13 protein-coding genes and 1 pseudogene are annotated in these 17,877 nt (G+C 67.2%); 5 read left to right on the top strand and 9 right to left on the bottom strand.

Translation table 11 applies throughout. The annotated features are described in order from the left end of the window. The first annotated feature begins 16 nt into the window (after positions 1 to 16). Positions 17 to 385 (top strand): hypothetical protein, encoded by a 369-nt coding sequence (locus VNF71_06050; GenBank protein ID HVA74109.1) that lies wholly within the window; start codon positions 17 to 19, stop codon positions 383 to 385. A 10-nt stretch (positions 386 to 395) separates the two neighbouring features. After that, positions 396 to 2,717, top strand: a complete 2,322-nt coding sequence (locus VNF71_06055) for a sialidase family protein (GenBank protein HVA74110.1) — start codon at positions 396 to 398, stop codon at positions 2,715 to 2,717. On the opposite strand, the gene VNF71_06060 is transcribed toward VNF71_06055, so the two are convergent. Genes VNF71_06060 through VNF71_06070 form a run of 3 tightly spaced genes read right to left on the bottom strand, consistent with a single transcriptional unit; the run spans position 2,714 to position 7,651 of the window. Next, on the bottom strand, positions 2,714 to 6,538 hold the full coding sequence (locus tag VNF71_06060; GenBank protein ID HVA74111.1) for an ABC transporter ATP-binding protein: 3,825 nt from the start codon (positions 6,536 to 6,538) through the stop codon (positions 2,714 to 2,716). The genes VNF71_06055 and VNF71_06060 overlap by 4 nt on opposite strands. Before the next feature lie 55 nt (positions 6,539 to 6,593). After that, positions 6,594 to 6,926, bottom strand: coding sequence for a hypothetical protein (locus VNF71_06065; protein HVA74112.1), 333 nt, complete (start codon positions 6,924 to 6,926; stop codon positions 6,594 to 6,596). Between the two features lie 59 nt (positions 6,927 to 6,985). Then, complete coding sequence (locus tag VNF71_06070; protein HVA74113.1) at positions 6,986 to 7,651, bottom strand: hypothetical protein; 666 nt, start codon at positions 7,649 to 7,651, stop codon at positions 6,986 to 6,988. Between the two features lie 224 nt (positions 7,652 to 7,875). Between VNF71_06070 and VNF71_06075 the strand changes: the two genes are divergently transcribed. Beyond that, positions 7,876 to 9,156 carry a CapA family protein gene (locus tag VNF71_06075; protein ID HVA74114.1) on the top strand — a complete coding sequence of 427 codons (1,281 nt, stop codon included), beginning with the start codon at positions 7,876 to 7,878 and terminating at the stop codon, positions 9,154 to 9,156. A gap of 72 nt (positions 9,157 to 9,228) precedes the next feature. Here VNF71_06075 and VNF71_06080 read toward each other — a convergent pair whose 3' ends face one another. The 3 genes from VNF71_06080 to VNF71_06090 are packed head-to-tail and all read right to left on the bottom strand — an operon-like array spanning position 9,229 to position 11,076. Beyond that, complete coding sequence (locus VNF71_06080; protein ID HVA74115.1) at positions 9,229 to 9,918, bottom strand: ribonuclease HII; 690 nt, start codon at positions 9,916 to 9,918, stop codon at positions 9,229 to 9,231. Positions 9,919 to 9,934: 16 nt separating this feature from the next. After that, positions 9,935 to 10,672, bottom strand: coding sequence for a pyrimidine reductase family protein (locus VNF71_06085; GenBank protein ID HVA74116.1), 738 nt, complete (start codon positions 10,670 to 10,672; stop codon positions 9,935 to 9,937). Further along, the gene (locus VNF71_06090) at positions 10,669 to 11,076 is read right to left on the bottom strand and encodes an RpiB/LacA/LacB family sugar-phosphate isomerase (GenBank protein HVA74117.1); all 408 of its coding nucleotides are present in this window, start codon (positions 11,074 to 11,076) and stop codon (positions 10,669 to 10,671) included. Before VNF71_06090 ends, VNF71_06085 begins: the two co-directional genes overlap by 4 nt. Positions 11,077 to 11,145: 69 nt before the next feature. On the opposite strand from VNF71_06090, the gene cofC reads away from it, so the two are divergent. Continuing rightward, complete coding sequence (cofC, locus tag VNF71_06095) at positions 11,146 to 11,775, top strand: 2-phospho-L-lactate guanylyltransferase (protein ID HVA74118.1); 630 nt, start codon at positions 11,146 to 11,148, stop codon at positions 11,773 to 11,775. 64 nt (positions 11,776 to 11,839) lie between these two features. Here cofC and VNF71_06100 read toward each other — a convergent pair whose 3' ends face one another. The 3 genes and pseudogenes from VNF71_06100 to lon all read right to left on the bottom strand — a co-directional run bounded on the left by VNF71_06100 (position 11,840) and on the right by lon (position 15,100). Further along, positions 11,840 to 12,163: a histone H1-like repetitive region-containing protein gene (locus VNF71_06100; GenBank protein ID HVA74119.1), complete on the bottom strand. Its 324-nt coding sequence runs from the start codon at positions 12,161 to 12,163 to the stop codon at positions 11,840 to 11,842. 14 nt (positions 12,164 to 12,177) lie between these two features. Then, a pseudogene (locus VNF71_06105) lies at positions 12,178 to 12,618 on the bottom strand (HU family DNA-binding protein). Between the two features lie 94 nt (positions 12,619 to 12,712). Further along, a complete protein-coding gene (lon, locus tag VNF71_06110; GenBank protein HVA74120.1) occupies positions 12,713 to 15,100 on the bottom strand; it encodes an endopeptidase La in 2,388 nt (795 codons plus the stop codon). 106 nt (positions 15,101 to 15,206) lie between these two features. Between lon and VNF71_06115 the strand changes: the two genes are divergently transcribed. After that, positions 15,207 to 17,855, top strand: coding sequence for a hypothetical protein (locus VNF71_06115; GenBank protein HVA74121.1), 2,649 nt, complete (start codon positions 15,207 to 15,209; stop codon positions 17,853 to 17,855). The last annotated feature ends 22 nt before the right edge of the window (positions 17,856 to 17,877 follow it).

Below are 17,877 nucleotides of genomic sequence, written 5' to 3' on the forward strand. Positions count from 1 at the left end.
CTGGCAGCATGGACGGGTGCCGATGCGCGAGGACTGCCGACACTTCCAGAGCCGTACCTACGAGACCGGCGAGGTGGCGCGCTTCTGCGTGCTCAACCTTGCGCCAGAGGCGCCTTGGCGCTGCCCGGCGGACTGCAGCCGATACGAACCCGACATGATCGACGCCACCTTCGTCACAGGATCGTTGGTACGCCCGCCCGTCGAAGAGGAACCCGACGAGCCTGCCGGCGACGTAGCGTCCCTCCTCGACGAGGCCGACGCGATCGTCACGGCGACGGGGCCCGAAGCTCTGGCCGAGGTGGAGGCACAGAGAACGGGGCGCCGCTGGTGGCAGGTCTGGAAAAAGGGTGACGGCGGTGACGGCTTCCGCCTGAGCGACCGCTGATCCGGTCCTGGTGCGTCGCGAGAGCGATATCCGTGCTCGGTTGGGGTCGGCAATCGGGGGCGCCGCCGTCGCCGCTCTGGCAGTCGCGACGCTTGCCGGTTGTTCCTCCACGGCGATTGCGCGCCGGTCGGGCCCGTCGACCACGACGACGGGCGGGACCGCCACAACCGGCGTGCCTGGCGCGACCTCAGGGTCTTTTTCCTGGTCCCTCGACGCCGACCCTCATCTCGCGCTCGGAGGCGGACCGGGGACGACCCTCTCCGCCGTGCTCTCCCCGTCCGCCGGCGGCGCCGGTTGGGTCATCGCTGGCACCCGCGACAACGGTTCGGGCGCGACGACCGCCACCGTCTGGACGTCCCCGGACGCGGTCACGTGGAATGCCACCGCCCTCACCGGGGGCGGCGTGTCGAGCGCCGCAAGTGCAGCTGCCACCTGGAAGACGTCGACCGTCGTCGTCGGATCGGTCGGCACGGGCACCGAGAGGCGGGCGCAGGTGTGGGTGTCGCAGGGGCCCGGGTCGTCCTTTGTCGAGGTTCCGGTGACGTCCACCAACGACTCGCCCTCCACCATGGACCACGTCACGGTCGGCAACCTGGGCTACTTCGCCACCGGGACCATCGCCGGTCAACCTGCCGTGTGGTACTCCACCAACGGTTTGCAGTGGTCGGTCTCCTCCGGCGCCACCCGCTTCCTCGACGGGTTCCCCGGAGCGCAGGTGAACGCACTGCTTGCCACCTCGAACTTCGTCTACGCCGCGGGCTCGGTCCGAGACGGCACGGCCACAGACGCGGCGCTCTGGAGCACTCAGGACGGGATCGACTGGAAGCCCATCATCTCCTCGCAAGGCGCGTTTTCGGGGGGCGGTGACCACGTGATCACAGGGCTTGCTCCGCTCGGAACCCTTCCCTCGGGGGGAGGACTCTTGGCCGTCGGGGGAGTCGAAGCCGCGGGGGCGTGGACACCCGCATCGTGGATCTCGCCCGACGGCGTGAGCTGGAGCCAGCCCGCCGGCGACTTTCCGCGCTCTGCAGGATCCGAAGAAGTGAGGTCCGTGGCGCCGGTCGCGACCCTCGTCGGCCCGTCCGAGTTCTTCGCGACCGGTGGCGGCCCGTCGGATCAGCATCTCTGGCAGTCGAGCGACGGTGTTCGCTGGAACCAGATCCCGTTCCCGCCGGCCGCTGCGAGCGCGGACGGCTGGCGGGCGACCCTCGTAGCTTCCGACGGCAACACGACCGTCGTCGCCGACGGTGACCAGGGCCAGGCTCATGTGCTCACCGGCAGTTCCAAGGGTTGGAGCGAGCCGAGCGCGAACGCCCCCGTGTTCGGACCGGTCGCGGCCTCGGCCGACGTCGTCTCGTTGAGCCAGGGGAAGACGGGCCTCGAGCTGACCGTGAAGTTGACGCAAGCACCGCAGGCGATCGGGTCGGCATCGGTTTCGACGGTCACATTTTCCTCCGCCAACGGTGTGAACTGGTCGCCTCTGCCGGCCGGTCAGGCGAGCACGTGGCCGCCGGCGCCTTTGCCGGCCGGTGCGTCGGCGATCGATCGCGCTGGTACCGGATGGATCGCCGTCGGCAGCGGCCCCCCGGGGTCGCCGCCCCCCGCGTCCGGGCCCGAAACGTCGGGGGTGGGCCTCACTTGGACGAGCGCCGACGGATCCCATTGGAACCCCCCCACGACCTTGGACCCCAAGCCCGGCATCGGCCCGGAGCACCCGCGAGGGATCTGCAGCAGCACCGGGGAAGCGGTCGCGGTCGGCGAGGCCGACCAGCAGGGGTCCGGTGCCACGGCGGCAGCGGCGTGGTACACGAACAACGGGTCCCAGTGGAAGCCCGCCGGCATCGTCCCCGCTGCCGCCCCCGGCAGTGGCACCGAGATGCTCGGATGCGTCCAGACGCAATCGGGGTTCGCGGCCTTCGGCGCGGCTTCGGGCCCGGGAGGAGACAGCCCCGCGCTGTGGTCGTCCCCCGACGGGGCCCACTGGACCCGCGGGAACTCTGACTTCTTCGGCTCGGGCGCACCTGGCCCGATCGTCTCGCTCGCTGTGTCCGGTCCGAACTGGCTTGCCGTGGCGAGCGGCGCGGCCGATTCCGAACCTGACGACTTCCCCGGCCCGTCGCCGTCCGCTTCTACCGCATCCGAGGCAAATCAGCTCGGAGTCTGGGTCTCCACCGACAGCGGTTCCACATGGCAGCGCCTCGACGGCAACGGGGGGGTGTGGCAGGACGCGCAAGGAGCGGTTCTGGAGGAAGCGGGGTTCGCTGGTTCGAGAGCGGTGGTCGCCGGCGAGGTCGGCGGGCGCCTGGTCGTGTGGACCGGCGGGAGGAGCTAGAGCGTCGAGGACTGGGCAACTTCGCCAGGCTGGCCGCCGGCCGCATCACCCGCTCCCAGTTCGAAAGCGCGCCACATCTCGGCATAACGTCCGCCCCCGGCCAAGAGCTCTTCGTGGGAACCTTCCTCGACGACGCGCCCCATGTCCATCACCACGATCCGGTCCGCTCGGCGCGCGGTTTGCAGTCGGTGCGCGATGAGAACCGTGGTCCGGCCGCTCGACACGACCCCCATGGCGCGGGTGACCCTGGCCTCGGTGGCGAGATCCAGGTTGGAGGTCGCCTCGTCGAGCAGGAGGATCGCGGGTTCGACCAGCTGGGCTCTGGCAAGCGCGACGAGCTGTCGTTGCCCGGTCGACAGCGACCGACCGCGCTCGGTGACTCGGTGCAGGTAGCCACCGGCAAGCCCCGCGACGAGTTCATGCGCGCCCACGGCTCTCGCAGCAGCCTCCACCGCTTCGTCCGCGGCGTCCGGGCGTCCGTATGCGATGTTGTCGCGGATCGTGCCCGAGAAGAGGAAGGCCTCCTGCGGAACGTACCCGAGGTGGTGACGGTACGACTCGAGGTCGAGCTGTCTCAGATCCACCCCGTCGACCTCCACCGTCCCCGAGGTCGGGTCGTAGAAGCGGGTCAGGAGCTTGACGATCGTGGACTTGCCCGCACCGGTTTCGCCGACGAGCGCTACCGTTTCACCGGGCCGTATCTCGAGGTCGACGCCGCGAAGAGCTTCTTCACCTGGAGCGGCGGACGGGTACGCGAAGCGAAGAGCGCGGAACTCCACGTGCCCCGTGACCGCAGCCAGCATCACCGGGTCGGGGTCTTCGACAACGAGCGGGCGCTCGGCCATCAACGAGTTGATCTGCGCCATCGACGCGCCTGCCTGCTGGTAGGAGTCGAACGTCTGCGACAGTTGCTGGATCGGGTTGAACAGCAAGCCGAGGTACAAGAGGAAACCGACCAGCTCGCCGGAGGTCAGCGAGTGGTCGGCGACCATCACCGACCCGACACCGAGAACCAGCACCACAGCGACGTCCGAAAGGAAGTCGACGAAGGGGAAGTAGGTGGCAACCAGTCGTTGGGCGGCGAGGCGCGCATCGAGGTAGCCGCCTGACAGGGTCCGGAACTGGCTGCGGTTGTGGTGCTCGCGCACGAAAGCCTGAGACTCCCGGACGCCGGAGAGACTCTCCTGCATACTCGCGTTCACCACCGCGATCCTCTCGCGCGCTCGTCCGTATGCGACCGAGGACAGCCGCCTGTAGAGCAGCGTGGCAGCGACGAGTGGAACAAGGACTGAGAGGGTCACCAATCCCAGACGCCAGTTCCACACCATGACCGCGACCGCCACGCCGGCGAAGGTGAACATCGCGACGACAGCATTGATGAGACCGGTCTGGAGCAGATTCGAGAAGGCGTCGACGTCGGTCGTCATCCGGGTCATGATCCTTCCGGCCATCTCTCGCTCGTAGTAGTCGATCGACAGGCGTTGGAGGTGGGCCCAGATCCTGACCCGCAGCGCCAGGAGCAGGCGTTCGGCGGTCCGCCCCGTCACGAGCACCTGCCACACCGAGTCGAGCAGGTCGAGGGCGGCGACTGCGAGAAAGACCGCTGCAGCGAGGAACACGATCCTCTGCGAACCCTTGGCGACACCATGGTCGAGCCCCCAACGGATCAGGACTGGCCCCGCCAGCGTCGCCAGCGCGTCGACGATCACGAGGGCAAGGCCCGCGAGAAGGTACTGGCGAAACGGCCGTACGAACCGCCTCAGGCTGAAAGACGGGTCGTAGCGTGCCTCAGCCCACAAGTCGACGTCCGGCTCGTCGCGCGCTGGGGGCAAAGCAGCCACCTTCGCGAGCAGGTCCGGCGTAGGGCCGAGTCCGGCCATCCACCCTCCACCCCCGCCGCCCATCCGTAGACCCGCCCCGAGGGCAGCTCTCCCGGCCCGGCCTGGGCCGGTCCCGACCGCGGCGTCGTAGCTTTCGTCGTCCTCCATCCCTTCGTACTGCCACAAAGACGAGGTGACGCCGCCGGCGGCCTCGGGCTCGCGCTCCTCCTCGATGGAGGTCGCTCCGCGGCCCTCCGCGTCGTCGCCGGGACCAGCGAGCAGGGTCCGGTAGGTGGGGCACCTAGCCATGAGCTCCTCGTGGGTGCCTTGGTCGACAACTCTCCCGCCGTCGACAACCGCTATGCGATCGGCGAGGCGCAGTGTCGAGCGCCGGTGTGCGACGAGCAGAGTGGTGCGCCCTCGCATCACCCGACGGAGCGTCGCGTGAATCTCCTCCTCCACGCGCGCGTCGACAGAGCTCGTCGCGTCGTCAAGAATCAGTATGCATGGGTCGGTGATGAGCGCCCGTGCGAGGGCGATACGTTGACGCTGCCCCCCGGAGAGGGTCAGGCCGCGCTCGCCGACGAGCGTCTCGTAACCGAGGGGGAGTCGGGATATGAACTCGTGGGCCTCGGCCGCGCGGGCTGCTGCCTCGACCTCCTCGTCGGTGGCGTCGGGCCTCCCGTACGCGATGTTGTCGCGAACCGACTCCGAGAAGAGGAAGCTCTCCTCGAAGACCACGCCTATCTGCCCACGCAGCGAACCAAGCTTCGCTTCGCGGACGTCGATGCCGTCCACCAGCACCCGTCCCTGCTGCACGTCGTAGAACCTCGGCAGCAGCAGAGCCACGGTCGACTTGCCCGATCCCGAAGCGCCGACCAAAGCGACCGTCTCCCCTGCCGAGACGTTGAGGTCGAAGTGGTCGAGAACCGGCTCGCTTTGCAGGTACCCGAAGGTGACCCCGTCGAACTGGAGTTCACCGTTGACGGCCGGCAATTCGATCGCCCCCGGACGATCCTCGACGAGCGGGGTGGAAGCCAGAAGGTCGAGCACCCGCTCGGCCCCAGCGCGTGCCTGCTGCCCGACGATGAGGACGCCGGCGAGCATGCGGGCCGGGCTCGCGAGCTGGACCAGGTAGGTGGCGAACGCCAAGAAGGTCCCGATCGATATCCGGTGGTGTATGGCCATCCATCCGCCGAGCGCGAGCACAGCGACCTGACCGAACACCGGGATGGCCTGCAAGACCGGCTGGTACCTGGCTTGGAGCCGCACTGCTCGCAACCTGGACCCGTACAGAACCTGTGCCCGGTCCATGAGATGCTCGATCTCGCGGCGCTCTTGGCCGAATCCCTTGACGACGCGGACGCCGGTGACAGCTTCCTCGACGACCACCGCCACTTCCCCCTCGCGCTGCTGAGAATCCCAGCTCGCGGGAAAGGTGCGATCTCGCATCCTGTACGCCGTCCAGATGAGGGCGGGCACGACACACAGCGAGACCGACGCGAGAAGCGGCGAGTAGAAGAACATGACCGCAAGGGCGGCGATGAGGAGGATGACGTTGCCGCTCATGATCGGCAGGAATGCCATCAGACCCTGCAGCAGGCCGACGTCGGAGTTGGCGCGGGACACCAGCTGGCCGGTCTGCAGTTCGTCGTGGCGCGCGAAGTCCAGGCGCTGGAGCTGGTCGTAGATGGCGTTCCGTAGGTCGTTTTGAAGATCCAGGCTCACCCGTCCGCCGACGAACCGCCGGATGTAAGCGGACCCGAACCTGACTACACCGAGGACGACCAGCACGATGATCCAAGGTGCAAGCGCGGACTCGTGGCGGATGATGACCCGGTCGATGACCTCACGTTCGATTGCGGGAACGGCGGCCGAGATGCCACTGCCGAGAAGCGCTGCGCCGAACGCGAGCGCGACGTTGCGCCTGTGCGGCGCCAGCCAGGGGATCAGCCGGCGTATCCAGCCCTTCCTCTGCGCGGTCCCCTCCCGTCCATCCATATCGTGAGCAATGCTAAATGACCCCTGGGACGTTCGGGCGGCCGGCTGGGCGGCTCTAGCGCCTCCAGGCTTGCCCGAAGAACCCTCCATGCGGGCGGGCGTGCGCGTGGTAGTGGTCGGGGATGTTGCGCATGTTGTCGTCCACGTAGTGCCCGGCGGTGAGCTGCTCCGCTGCAACACGAGCGAGCCGATCTTGCATGTGTGACATGGCATCGGGAGGCGGTGCCGTCCCGTGGTTGCGCCACACGACCATCGGCACGCAACAGATCTCGCACTCGGCGATCCAGCACACCTCGTCTTCGTAGAACCATGTCGTGCGCCGGGCGGCTTCGCAGAGTTCGCACCCGGCAACACGGGTTTGTTCTTCGATCTGGTACGGGTCGCTCACCCCCCGACTCTACGATGCTCGGCGCCCCGGGTGTGCCGGGCTGGGCATGGGAACGGGGCTCAGTGGCAGTAGCCGTACGGGTCGATCGGGGCGCTGGACAGTCCTTGCATGGACCAGCTGTTGGAGGACTCGTTCATGTACGCGGCCCGGCACGGAACGGTGATGACGATCAGCTTCTGGCCCGAGCAGACCCCGGCCACGTTGATGCAGGTCATGGCCTGGTGGCCGAGCGAGTAGCCGGGGCATTCGAAGTGGAACCCCGGCGCAGCGTGGGCGGCCAGGTATGCAAGCGCCGGTCCGCAGCCGAAGTCCGAAGGCTGAGATGCGGCGTGCACCGTGGTGGGGGGAGAGGTAACAGGGGTGCGTGCCGGGGTGGTGGCAGCCAGCTGTTGGGGCGGGACCGTTGTCGCCGGCGGGGCGGTCGTGGCGGGTGCCGGCGCGACGGTCACGGCTGGCGGGACAGATCGAGTTCCGCGTGCAGTCTGGGCTGGCCGCGCCACCGCCGGGGCTGTCGCCGAAGAGTGGGCGGCCAACGTGGCCTGGTAGGGGACAGCCGCGGCGCCTGCTGTCACCTGCTGCAGAGCCAGCGCCGCGAGGACGGACACCAGGGCGAACCAGTAGCGGCCACGAGCCTGCAGACGGCCGGGCCGGTCGAGAGAATCCGAAACCGGCCTGCGTGGGGCCCAATCCAGCTCGCCGCCGGCGCGGTGAAACGTCCTGCTCACCCGAGTGTCGTCGGCGGGAGACGGCCTGACTTGAACCAGCGGGGGCCCACGCGGCAAAGGAGGAAACGAGCCGCGTTCGCCGAAGCGCGGTGCGTTTCAGGACTACCCGGATGCGGGATTCATGACATCCCGTAGACCGGCTCCGAGTACCGGTCGAAACCGGCGGCGGCGGATGTGTCGTTAGACCCTGACGCGCCGGCCGCCCGGCACCGCACACTCGGCACATGGTCTTCGCAGCTTTGCGGGCGCGAGTCTTCATAGCCATCGCCATAGCTATCGCCCTGGTCGCGGTGTTGGTTCCGGGCACTGCCGGCTCGGTCGTTGCGGCCACCGCGCCATCAGGACCTGCGGTCCTCACCTTCGGCGACGCACCCTTCTACGGAACCACCGCAAGCATCCGCCTCAACCGGCCCGTGGTCGGCATGGCCGCCACCCCCGACGGAGGCGGCTACTGGCTCGTCGCCTCCGACGGCGGCATCTTCACCTTCGGCGACGCACCCTTCTACGGATGCGGCGTCGGCTCGTTGGGATCCGGCCGCGTCGCCGCGGCCGTCATCGGCAGTCCAACCGGTCGGGGCTATGACATTCTGGCCACTAGCGGAACCGTGCGCATCGGGTTCGCCGGTGACGTCAACGGGGTCGGCCGCGTCGCGACCCTCATGAGTGAAGGTGGCGATCCCCTGGCAGCGATGCGGCCCATCCTGGGATCAAACGACGTCAATCTCGTGAATCTGGAGACCTCCGTAGGCTCGGCCGGGCAGGCTCAGAACAAGCAGTACACCTTCCAGTCCCCGCCGGAGCTGCTGTACCGCTTGCGGGCGGCCGGGGTCTCGGTCGTCAACCTGGCGAACAACCACAGCCTCGACTTCGGTGTCGCCGGCCTTCTTCAAACGATCTCGGATGCCCGCGCCGCAGGGCTGCTCGTCGTGGGGGCCGGCGCGACGAGAGCCGAGGCCTACTCGCCGGCAGTTGTCGACACCCCGGCTGGCAGAGTCGCCTTCCTCGGCTTGAGCCAGGTCGTCCCCGCAGGTTGGGCCGCCACCGCGACCCAGCCTGGGGTGGCCTCCGCCTTCGACCTGCCGGCGGCCATCGCCGCTGTCCGCGAAGCCCGCTCGCTTGCCGATCAAGTCGTCGTCATGGTTCACGCGGGTGTCGAGCTGAACCAGTGCCCGACGGCCGACCAATATGCTCTCACCAAGGCGTTGGTGGGCGCCGGAGCCAACGTTGTCGTCGGTTCGCATCCTCACGTTCTCCAGGGTCTCGAGCGGATCGGATCAGCGCTCGTGGACTACAGCCTTGGGGACTTTGTCTGGTATGCCGGAAGCCCCCAGATTGATGTCACGGGGTTGCTGTCGGTGGAGCTGGGTTCGGCCGGGGCGGACACCTACGAGTTCACACCTGCTGTGATCGACGCCACGGGCAGCCCGCAACCACTGACTGGGGCGGCGGCGAGCGGCGCCCTCGCCAACCTCGCTTCACTGACGCCCGGTTCCGGTCGCTGCTGAGCTCGAAGGCAAACTCGAGCGTCAGATGCCACCGGCACCACTTGCCGGCTCAGGTGGCAGATGGCTCCGCCATCACTCGACCATTCCGATCTCGGGCGCCCCTGGCTCGACCGCCCATCGGCGCGGGGTCGCTCGAGATCCTTCTACGCCCCAGACGAGGCCTTCCATGAAGATCCAGGTCCGGCGATGTATGGCGGTTGGGCCGTATGCGTGCAAGGCCATCTTGTGACGGGGGCACGGGTAGCCCTTGTTGGCGTCGAACTCGTAGCCGGGGTAGTTATCGGCTTCGGATCGCATAACCCTGTCACGGGTGACCTTGGCGAGGATCGACGCCGCCGCAATCGACAGGCATGTCGCGTCGCCTCTGATGAGCTTCCGGGTCGACCCGGTGCCGACGAAGTCCCAGTTGCCGTCGACGAGCACGCGATCCGGCTGCACGCCGAGCGCCTCCAGCGCACGCCGCGCTGCGAGCCGCTGCGCGTCTGCCATCCCGACGGCGTCACACTCCTCCTGCGATGCGGACCCGACTCCCCACGCGACGCACCAGCTCGCGATCCTCTCGAACAGCCGCTCACGCTCCGACTCGCGCAGCATCTTGGAATCACGCACCCGGTAGACCCGCCTGTCCCGGGGAAGTACAGCTGCGCCGACGGTGATCGGACCGGCCCACGCTCCCCTGCCGACCTCGTCGACTCCTACCACTATTTGATCGCCGGCATCCCAGTGTTCCCGCTCGATCTTCAGGCTCGGGGGGCGGTTCATCTCGCCTGACCCGGTCTCATTGTTCGCTCGAGCGCCGGTAGCGGCCGAGCAGCATCCCGTCCCCCTCGAGCAGAGCCTCGAGCCGGAATCGCACAGGATGCTCGAAGGGATGGCCGCCGGAGAGATGGAGCCGCTGGGGGCCCGCCATCAGGGGCGAGATGGTGACACACATCTCGTCCACGAGATTCGCTGCGATGAGCGAGTTGAGCAACGACGGACCGCCTTCGCACAAAACCCGCTGGAGGCCCCGACCGCCAAGATGGTCGACGGCGAAGCGGAGATCCACCTCTTCCGCACCGCATTCCACGGCGTCGGCAGCTTCGCGGAGCTCGGGGTGTTCGGCCAAGGCTCTTCCCGTCGTCATCACGATGGGGGGCTCGCCCTGCGCGAAGCATTTGGCAGCGGGGTCGAGGAGGCCCCGCCTGCTGACCATCACCAGCGGAGGCAGGCGGTGCTGACCCCGCTTCTCGCGGCGGTCCTGCACCTCGGCCGGGAGCTTGACGGTGCCGTAGTTCTCGGCCCGAACCGTTCCTGCGCCTACCATCACCGCGTCCGCCACCGCCCGCATCGCCATGAACGCTTCGCGGTCGGCGGGCGCGCCGAGCGGTCCGCTCCGGCCTTCGATCTCGGCCGCGCCGTCGAGGGAGACGACGAAGTCGGCGCGCAGGTGGCGGACCGGAGGCAGCTCGTAGAAGGCTTCGAGGTCCTCGGGCCCTTCGAGATCTGCCGGCGAGGGCAGGAGGCGACGTATCAACTGAGCTCGGCCACCATTGCGGCTTCGCCGGGATCGGTCGCCGTGTTCATGAATGCGTCGAGGATCTCACGGGACACCTCCACGCTGGTTAGGCGCAGGCTGAGTGCCAGGACGTTGGCGTCGTTCCACCTGCGCGCTCCCGCCGCGGTAGCTGCGTCGACACACAGCGCTGCCCGCACGCCCGAGACCTTGTTCGCTGCGATCGACACCCCGGTGCCCGTCCAGCAGCACACGACTCCTCTGTCGGCGAGCCCCGAAGCGACCGCCTCACCGACCGACTTGCCTGCTCGCGGCCACGGTTGTGGGCGGGCGACGCGGACGACCTCGTGGCCTGCCACCTCCAGGTGCTCTTCGATCTCGTCCACCAAGGATGTGACCTCGTCTGTGCCCAACGCCACCCGCACACGACCGAGCCTAGCGGTGGCCCGCTTTCCCGGCCGGGTGCACGCAGTTGTGGCCGTAGGATCGGGTCGATGGGTGACGACCCTCTGAGAACTCCTGTGACCGCTCGCATTGCGGATCTCGCCGGGAGAGCCGGCGCGATCGGTGCAGACGCCGTGCTCGTGCCGGTCAAGGCCTTTGGCCAGGCCAAACTGCGGCTTGCCCCTGCGTTGTCCCCCGACAGGAGGGCTGCTCTCGCCCGGACCATGGCTACGAGGGTGGTCGAGTCGGCGGCCGGATTGGCCGTAGCGGTGGTGTGCGACAACCTCGAGGTAGCAACTTGGGCTCGCAAGCTGGGAGCTCGTGTCATATGGGAGCCAGGGCGCGGTCTCAACGGCGCCGTGCAGCAGGGTGTGGACCGCTTGGCCGCAGACGGAGCACGGCTGGTGGTGGTGGCGGCGGGCGATCTGCCGCTCGCGTCCGACCTGCGTTGGGTAACCGAGTTCGACGGCATCACCATCGTCCCAGACCGCCATCGAGATGGGACGAACGTCATCTGTGTGCCCGGCACGTGCGGATTCCGGTTCTCGTACGGCCCGGGGTCCTTCGCCCGGCACGTTGCGGAGGCGGAGAGGGTGAAGGTCGGGCTCCGTGTCGTCCAGGACACACCGCTCGCTTGGGATGTGGACGTTCCGGACGACCTGGCAGCGGTCCAGGATTAGTGCACCCACGACGCGAAGAAGCGAGCCCGGAGGCCCGCTTCTTCTGTATCTCCGTGCCGCTTGGTTAGCGGGCGGTCTTCTTGGCCGCCGTCTTCCTCGCGGTGGTCTTCTTGGCGGCAGTCTTTCGAGCTGTCGTCTTCTTCGCCGCGGACTTCCGCGCGGTGGTCTTCTTGGCGGCTGACTTTCGGGCCGTCGTCTTCTTCGCCGCGGACTTCTTTGCGGCTGTCCGCTTGGCTGTCGACTTCTTCACAGCCCCGGTCTTGCGGGCCGTTGTCCTCTTGGCCGCCGCCGTCTTCTTGGCGGGCGACCGCTTGGCAGTCTTCTTAGCTGTTGATTTCCTCGCCGTCGCCTTCTTGGCGGCGGGCGCAGCCTTCTTGGTTGGGCTCATCGGCTATGCCTTTCTCAGCGCTTCTTCGCCGACTTGGCGGCCTTCTTGGCAGGTGCAGACTTCTTGGCCGGTGCCGACTTCTTTCCGGCCTTCTTCGCGGGTGCGGACTTCTTCGCTGCCGCGGTCTTGGTGGTCGCCTTCTTGCCAGCCGCGGCTTTGGCACCACCGCGGCTGTTGAGCACTTCCTTGAATGCGGACGCCGGAGCGAAACGCACTCCCTTGGAGGCGGCGATCTTCACAGGAGCACCCGTTTGGGGATTGCGACCCATGCGAGCTGCTCGCGCCGTTGGCGAGAAGGTGCCGAAGCCGAAGATTGAAACCTTCTTGCCGGCTTTGATCTCGTTGATGATTGCTTCGGCCACTGCGTTGACCGCAGCTTCCGAGTGCTTCTTGTCGAGACCGGTCTTCCCGGAAACGGAATCGACGAGCTCTGTCCTGTTCACCGCCACCTCCTGGGCGTTAGTCGGGGAAGTTCTCTGATATACAAGAGGTTTCGCGGCGCTAGGTCAAGCATTTCCCTTGCATGACAAGGGCTTTCTGTCCGAAGAGCTAAAAATTTCCTTGTGCCACAAGGGAATTCCGGCTCAGGGCGTATTCGAGAACTTCTGCGATCTCACGCGCGAAGTGGAACTTCATCTGCTTCCTGACACTGTCCGGAACGTCTTCGACGTCTGCTTCGTTGCGCGCCGGCAACACAACTTCGGTCAGTCCTGCGCGGTGCGCGGCGAGAACTTTCTGCTTCACACCACCGATCGGCAAGACTTTGCCACGAAGTGTGATCTCACCTGTCATTCCAACTTCAGGTCGCACAGGAACACCCGTCAGCAAGCTGACGATAGCGGTAGTCATGGTTACGCCCGCGGAAGGTCCGTCCTTGGGGATTGCACCGGCTGGGACATGGACGTGCAGCCTGCGTCGTTCGAACGCGTCCTCCGGAACACCAAGGCCCTCGGCGTGCGCTTTGACATACGAAAGCGCGATCTGAGCCGATTCCTGCATGACTTCGCCGAGCTGGCCTGTGATGGTGAGACCCGCGTCGCCTTGGGAGGAACTCGCTTCGACGAACAGAACTTCACCGCCGGCTCCGGTCACGGCAAGACCGGTTGCGACACCCGGAAGCGAGGTGCGCTCAGCGATCTCAGCATGATGACGGGGCCTTCCAAGCCACTCGCTCAGCTGGTCCGGGGTCACGATGAGCGGTACGGAACCGGGTTCCTCTGCCACCTTGGCAGCGGCCCGCCGCATCAGCCTCGCGAGCTCGCGCTCGAGCGATCGGACCCCTGCCTCGTGGGTGTATCCGGTGACGATCGCGCGCAGAGTGTCGTCCCCGACGGAAACCTCCGTGTCGAACAGACCGGCGCTGGCAAGTTGGCGGCCGATCAGATGGTCGCGCGCGATGGCGACCTTCTCGTCGTCGGTGTATCCGTCTACGCGGACCACTTCCATCCGGTCGAGCAATGGCCCGGGAATCTGCTCCATCATGTTCGCGGTGGCGATGAATAGGACATCGGAGAGGTCGAGATCGAGGTCGAGGTAGTGATCCCGGAAGGTGTGGTTCTGTGCGGGGTCGAGGACTTCGAGCAGAGCCGAGGACGGATCCCCGCGCCAGTCGCTCCCAAGCTTGTCGACCTCGTCGAGAAGGAGGACCGGGTTCATCGTCCCGGCGTCCTTGACGGCACGAACTATCCGACCCGGCATCGCCCCGACATAGGTGCGCCGGTGACCTCTTATCTCGGCCTCGTCGCGTACTCCACCGAGAGCGACGCGCACGAACTGGCGTCCGGTGGCCCGCGCGATCGATTGACCCAGCGACGTCTTGCCGACCCCGGGAGGGCCGGCAAGAGTGAGGATCATGCCGCCCGTACCGCGCTCGTTCGCTGGCGCGGACGTTTCGATACCTCTCTCGGCTCGCAACTTACGCACCGCGAGATGCTCGAGCAGACGCTGCTTGACGTCGTCGAGACCGGTGTGGTCGTCGTCGAGAATCCGTTTCGCCTCTGAGACGTCCAGCCGGTCATCCGAACGGCGACCCCAGGGGATCTCGAACACCGTGTCGAGCCACGTGCGGATCCACCCGTGTTCGGGGCTCTGGTCGCTGGTGCGTTCTAGGCGGTCGATCTCCCGCTCGATGGTATCGCGCGTCGCCTGCGGGACGTCCAGTCCAGCGAGCCGCTCGCGATAGTCCTCCTCTCCGACCTGGCCGTCCGTCTCCCCCAGTTCCTTGCGGATGGCGGCGAGCTGCTGGCGGAGCAGGTACTCGCGCTGGGTGCGCTCCATACCCTCGGAGACCTCGTTGCGAATCTTGTCCTTGAGCTCGATCTCTGCGAGGGTCTCGCGGGCCCAGGCGAGCACCAGAGCTACGCGCTTGGCGGGGTCCACCGTCTCGAGGAGCTCGACCTTCCTCTCCAGTGACAGGTCCGGCCAGTACCCGGCCATGTCCGCCAGCCGGCCCGGCGAGTCGATGTCGCGAAGGGCGTCACCGGCGAGCCGGAATCCACGATGCTCGGCGATCGCTTCGAAGACCGCGCGCAGCTCCCGGGCGGACTCCTCTGCCCCGGGCTCGGGCGCAGCTTCGCGGACGATCTCCGTGCTGACCCACAGCGCGCTGCCCGTGGAGCCCGTGGCTGCGCCTATCACAGCGCGCTCGTGTCCGGTGACCACCACAGCCGGGGTGCCACCGGGAAGCTTGCCCGACCGGTCGACAGAAGCAATTGTCCCGACGGACGCGTACTTGCCGCCGACATTCGATCCACCTGCCCCACCCCTGGGATCCCGCAGCCTGGGCACCAGTACCAGACGGTCGTCGGAGCTGGCGGCGGCTTCGATTGCGGCCTTGGCCTCGTCGGTCTCCAGTGCAATCGTGATGGTCATGCCGGGGAGGACGACCCCGGAGTCGAGGGGCAGAAGTGGCAGGGCGGACACAGCGATGGGGGGCATGAGGCCTCACTTAGGGGGGTGTAATCCTGTAAGACAGCCAGGATAACGACACCAGGAAGAAACTTGTTCCCAACACGCTCAACTTTCGGCGTGAGAGCATCTGAGAGTGGAGGACGAGCGAGAACGCCTGGCCCAGGCCGACCGGGGGGACCTGCCGTGGCGTCGTTGGGGGCCTTACCTCGCGGAGCGGGCCTGGGGCACCGTCCGGGAGGACTACTCGGCAGGCGGCGACGCGTGGTCGTATTTCCCGTTCGAGCATGCGGCGTCGCGAGCGTTCCGCTGGAGCGAGGACGGCATGGGCGGCATATGCGACGTAGACCAGCAGCTGTGCCTCGCCGTGGCCCTGTGGAACGGGCAGGATCCCATCCTCAAGGAGCGGATGTTCGGCCTCACCGGCGAGCAGGGCAATCACGGCGAGGACGTCAAGGAGTACTGGTGGTACCTCGACGCCACCCCGACCTCGTCGTGGCTGCGCTGGCGGTACCACTACCCGCAGCGTGCGTTCCCTTACGAGGACCTAGTAGCAATCAACCGCTCCCGCTCGCGGCAGGACCCGGAGTACGAGCTCGTCGACACGGGGATCTTCGGGGATGACCGCTATTGGGCGGTGACGGCGACCTGGGCCAAGGGGGGCCCTGAGGACATGCTCTGGCGATTGGAGGTCCGCAACGCCGGCCCAGAATCGGCGGTCATCGACGTCCTCCCCACGATCTGGTACCGCAACACCTGGAGCTGGGGCGGCGAAGCGGAGCGTCCGAGCCTCCGGGCCGACGGTCGCGCCTCGATCCGAGCCGTACACCCTGTCCTCGGCGAGTGGATCCTCGCCGGTGCCGGAACACCGGAGCTTATGTTCTGCGACAACGAAACCAACAACCACAAGCTCTACGGAACCCCGGGGCCTGCCTACCTGAAGGACGGGATCGCCGAGCACCTGATCTCCAGTGCTCCCACGGTCAATCCGGCCCTGACCGGCACCAAGGCGGCCCTGCGCTACCGCCTGGAGGTACCCGCGGGCGGTACCAGCGAGCTACGGCTGAGGTTCTGGAAGCCGGGCGAAGGTGCCCGGCCGACGCCCACATCCGCCGAGGGAGACCTCGCAGCCGCGTACGAGCGGATCCTCGCTGATCGCGAAACCGAAGCCGACCGCTTCTACGATGCGCTGGCACCGAAGGACAGCACCCCGGACGAACAGACGGTACTTCGACAGGCCGCGGCGGGGATGCTGTGGTCCAAGCAGTACTTCCATTACAACGTCGAGCGCTGGCTGGCTGGCGACGCAGGTCAGCCGCCACCGCCACCGGGGCGGGGCGACATCCGCAACGGCGACTGGGTGCACCTCGACAACCGCGACGTGATCTCGATGCCCGATCCCTGGGAGTACCCGTGGTACGCCGCTTGGGATCTGGCATTCCACTGCGTTGCGCTGGCGCACCTCGACGCGGAGTTCGCCAAGCGCCAGCTCATACTGCTCGGCCGGGAGTGGTACATGCACCCCAACGGCCAGCTTCCCGCGTACGAGTGGAACTTCAGTGACGTCAACCCGCCGGTTCACGCCTGGGCAGCGCTGCGTGTATGGGAGGTCGACCGGCAGTCGCGCGCCGCCCGAGGCGAGGACGCGACTCCCGATACGGACTTCTTGGAGCGCGTGTTCCACAAGCTCCTGCTCAACTTCACCTGGTGGGTGAACCGCAAGGACCAGGCCGGCAACAACGTGTTCGAGGGCGGCTTTCTCGGCTTGGACAACATCGGGTTGTTCGACCGTTCCAAACCTCTCCCCGTCCCGGGGATCCTCGAGCAGTCGGATGGCACCGCTTGGATGGCGATGTACTGCCTCAACCTGCTCGCTATCGCGCTGCAACTCGCGAAGCACGACCATGTCTACGAGGACGTGGCAACGAAGTTCTTCGAGCATTTCACCTACATCGCTCATGCGATGGAGTCGCAGGGCCTCTGGGACGACGAGGACGGGTTCTTCTACGACCTCGTGGTGCTCGACGGTGGCCAACGAATTCCCGTCAAGGTGCGCTCGATGGTCGGCATCGTGGCCCTGTTCGCCGTGTCGGTCCTGGAGGAGCAGGACCTCGCCGGACTCCCGTCGTTTGCCCGGCGCCTCGAGTGGTTCGTCGACAACAAGCAGCAGTACTCGCACCAAATCACGCGCAGCGACGGAAGGATCCTCCTTTCGGTCGTCGGGGAGCAGCGGCTGCGGAGAATCCTGCAGCGGTGCCTCGACCCAGCTGAGATGTTGTCGGACCACGGGATGAGGTCGGTCTCGCGCCACCACCATGACCATCCCTTCAGCATGGATCTCGGAGGCATGCACGCGAGCGTCGACTACGAGCCGGCCGAGTCGACGAACTTCCTCTTCGGGGGTAACTCAAACTGGCGGGGGCCTGTCTGGTTCCCCCTGAACCACCTGCTGATCGGAGCGCTCGACTCCTACCAGCGATTCTTCGGGGAGCGGCTGGTGGTCGAGTGTCCGACCGGTTCGGGCGACCAGGCGACGCTCTCAGCGGTCGCCGACGACCTGGCCCGCCGGCTCGTGGGCATATTCCTCCGGGATTCCGACGGGAGGCGGCCGGTCTTCGGCGACTACACCGTTATGCAAGACGATCCCGCGTGGCGCGACCAGTTGCTGTTCCACGAGTACTTCCACGGCGACACCGGAGCAGGACTCGGCGCATCTCACCAGACAGGCTGGACCGGGCTGGTCGTCGACCTGATCGCGGACCGGCGCCTCGGCGGCCGGACCTAAAGAGGTCAGGAGCCTCTAAGGT

The sequence above is a fragment of the Acidimicrobiales bacterium genome (assembly GCA_035533095.1).
Classification (GTDB): Bacteria; Actinomycetota; Acidimicrobiia; order Acidimicrobiales; family Palsa-688; genus DATLUM01.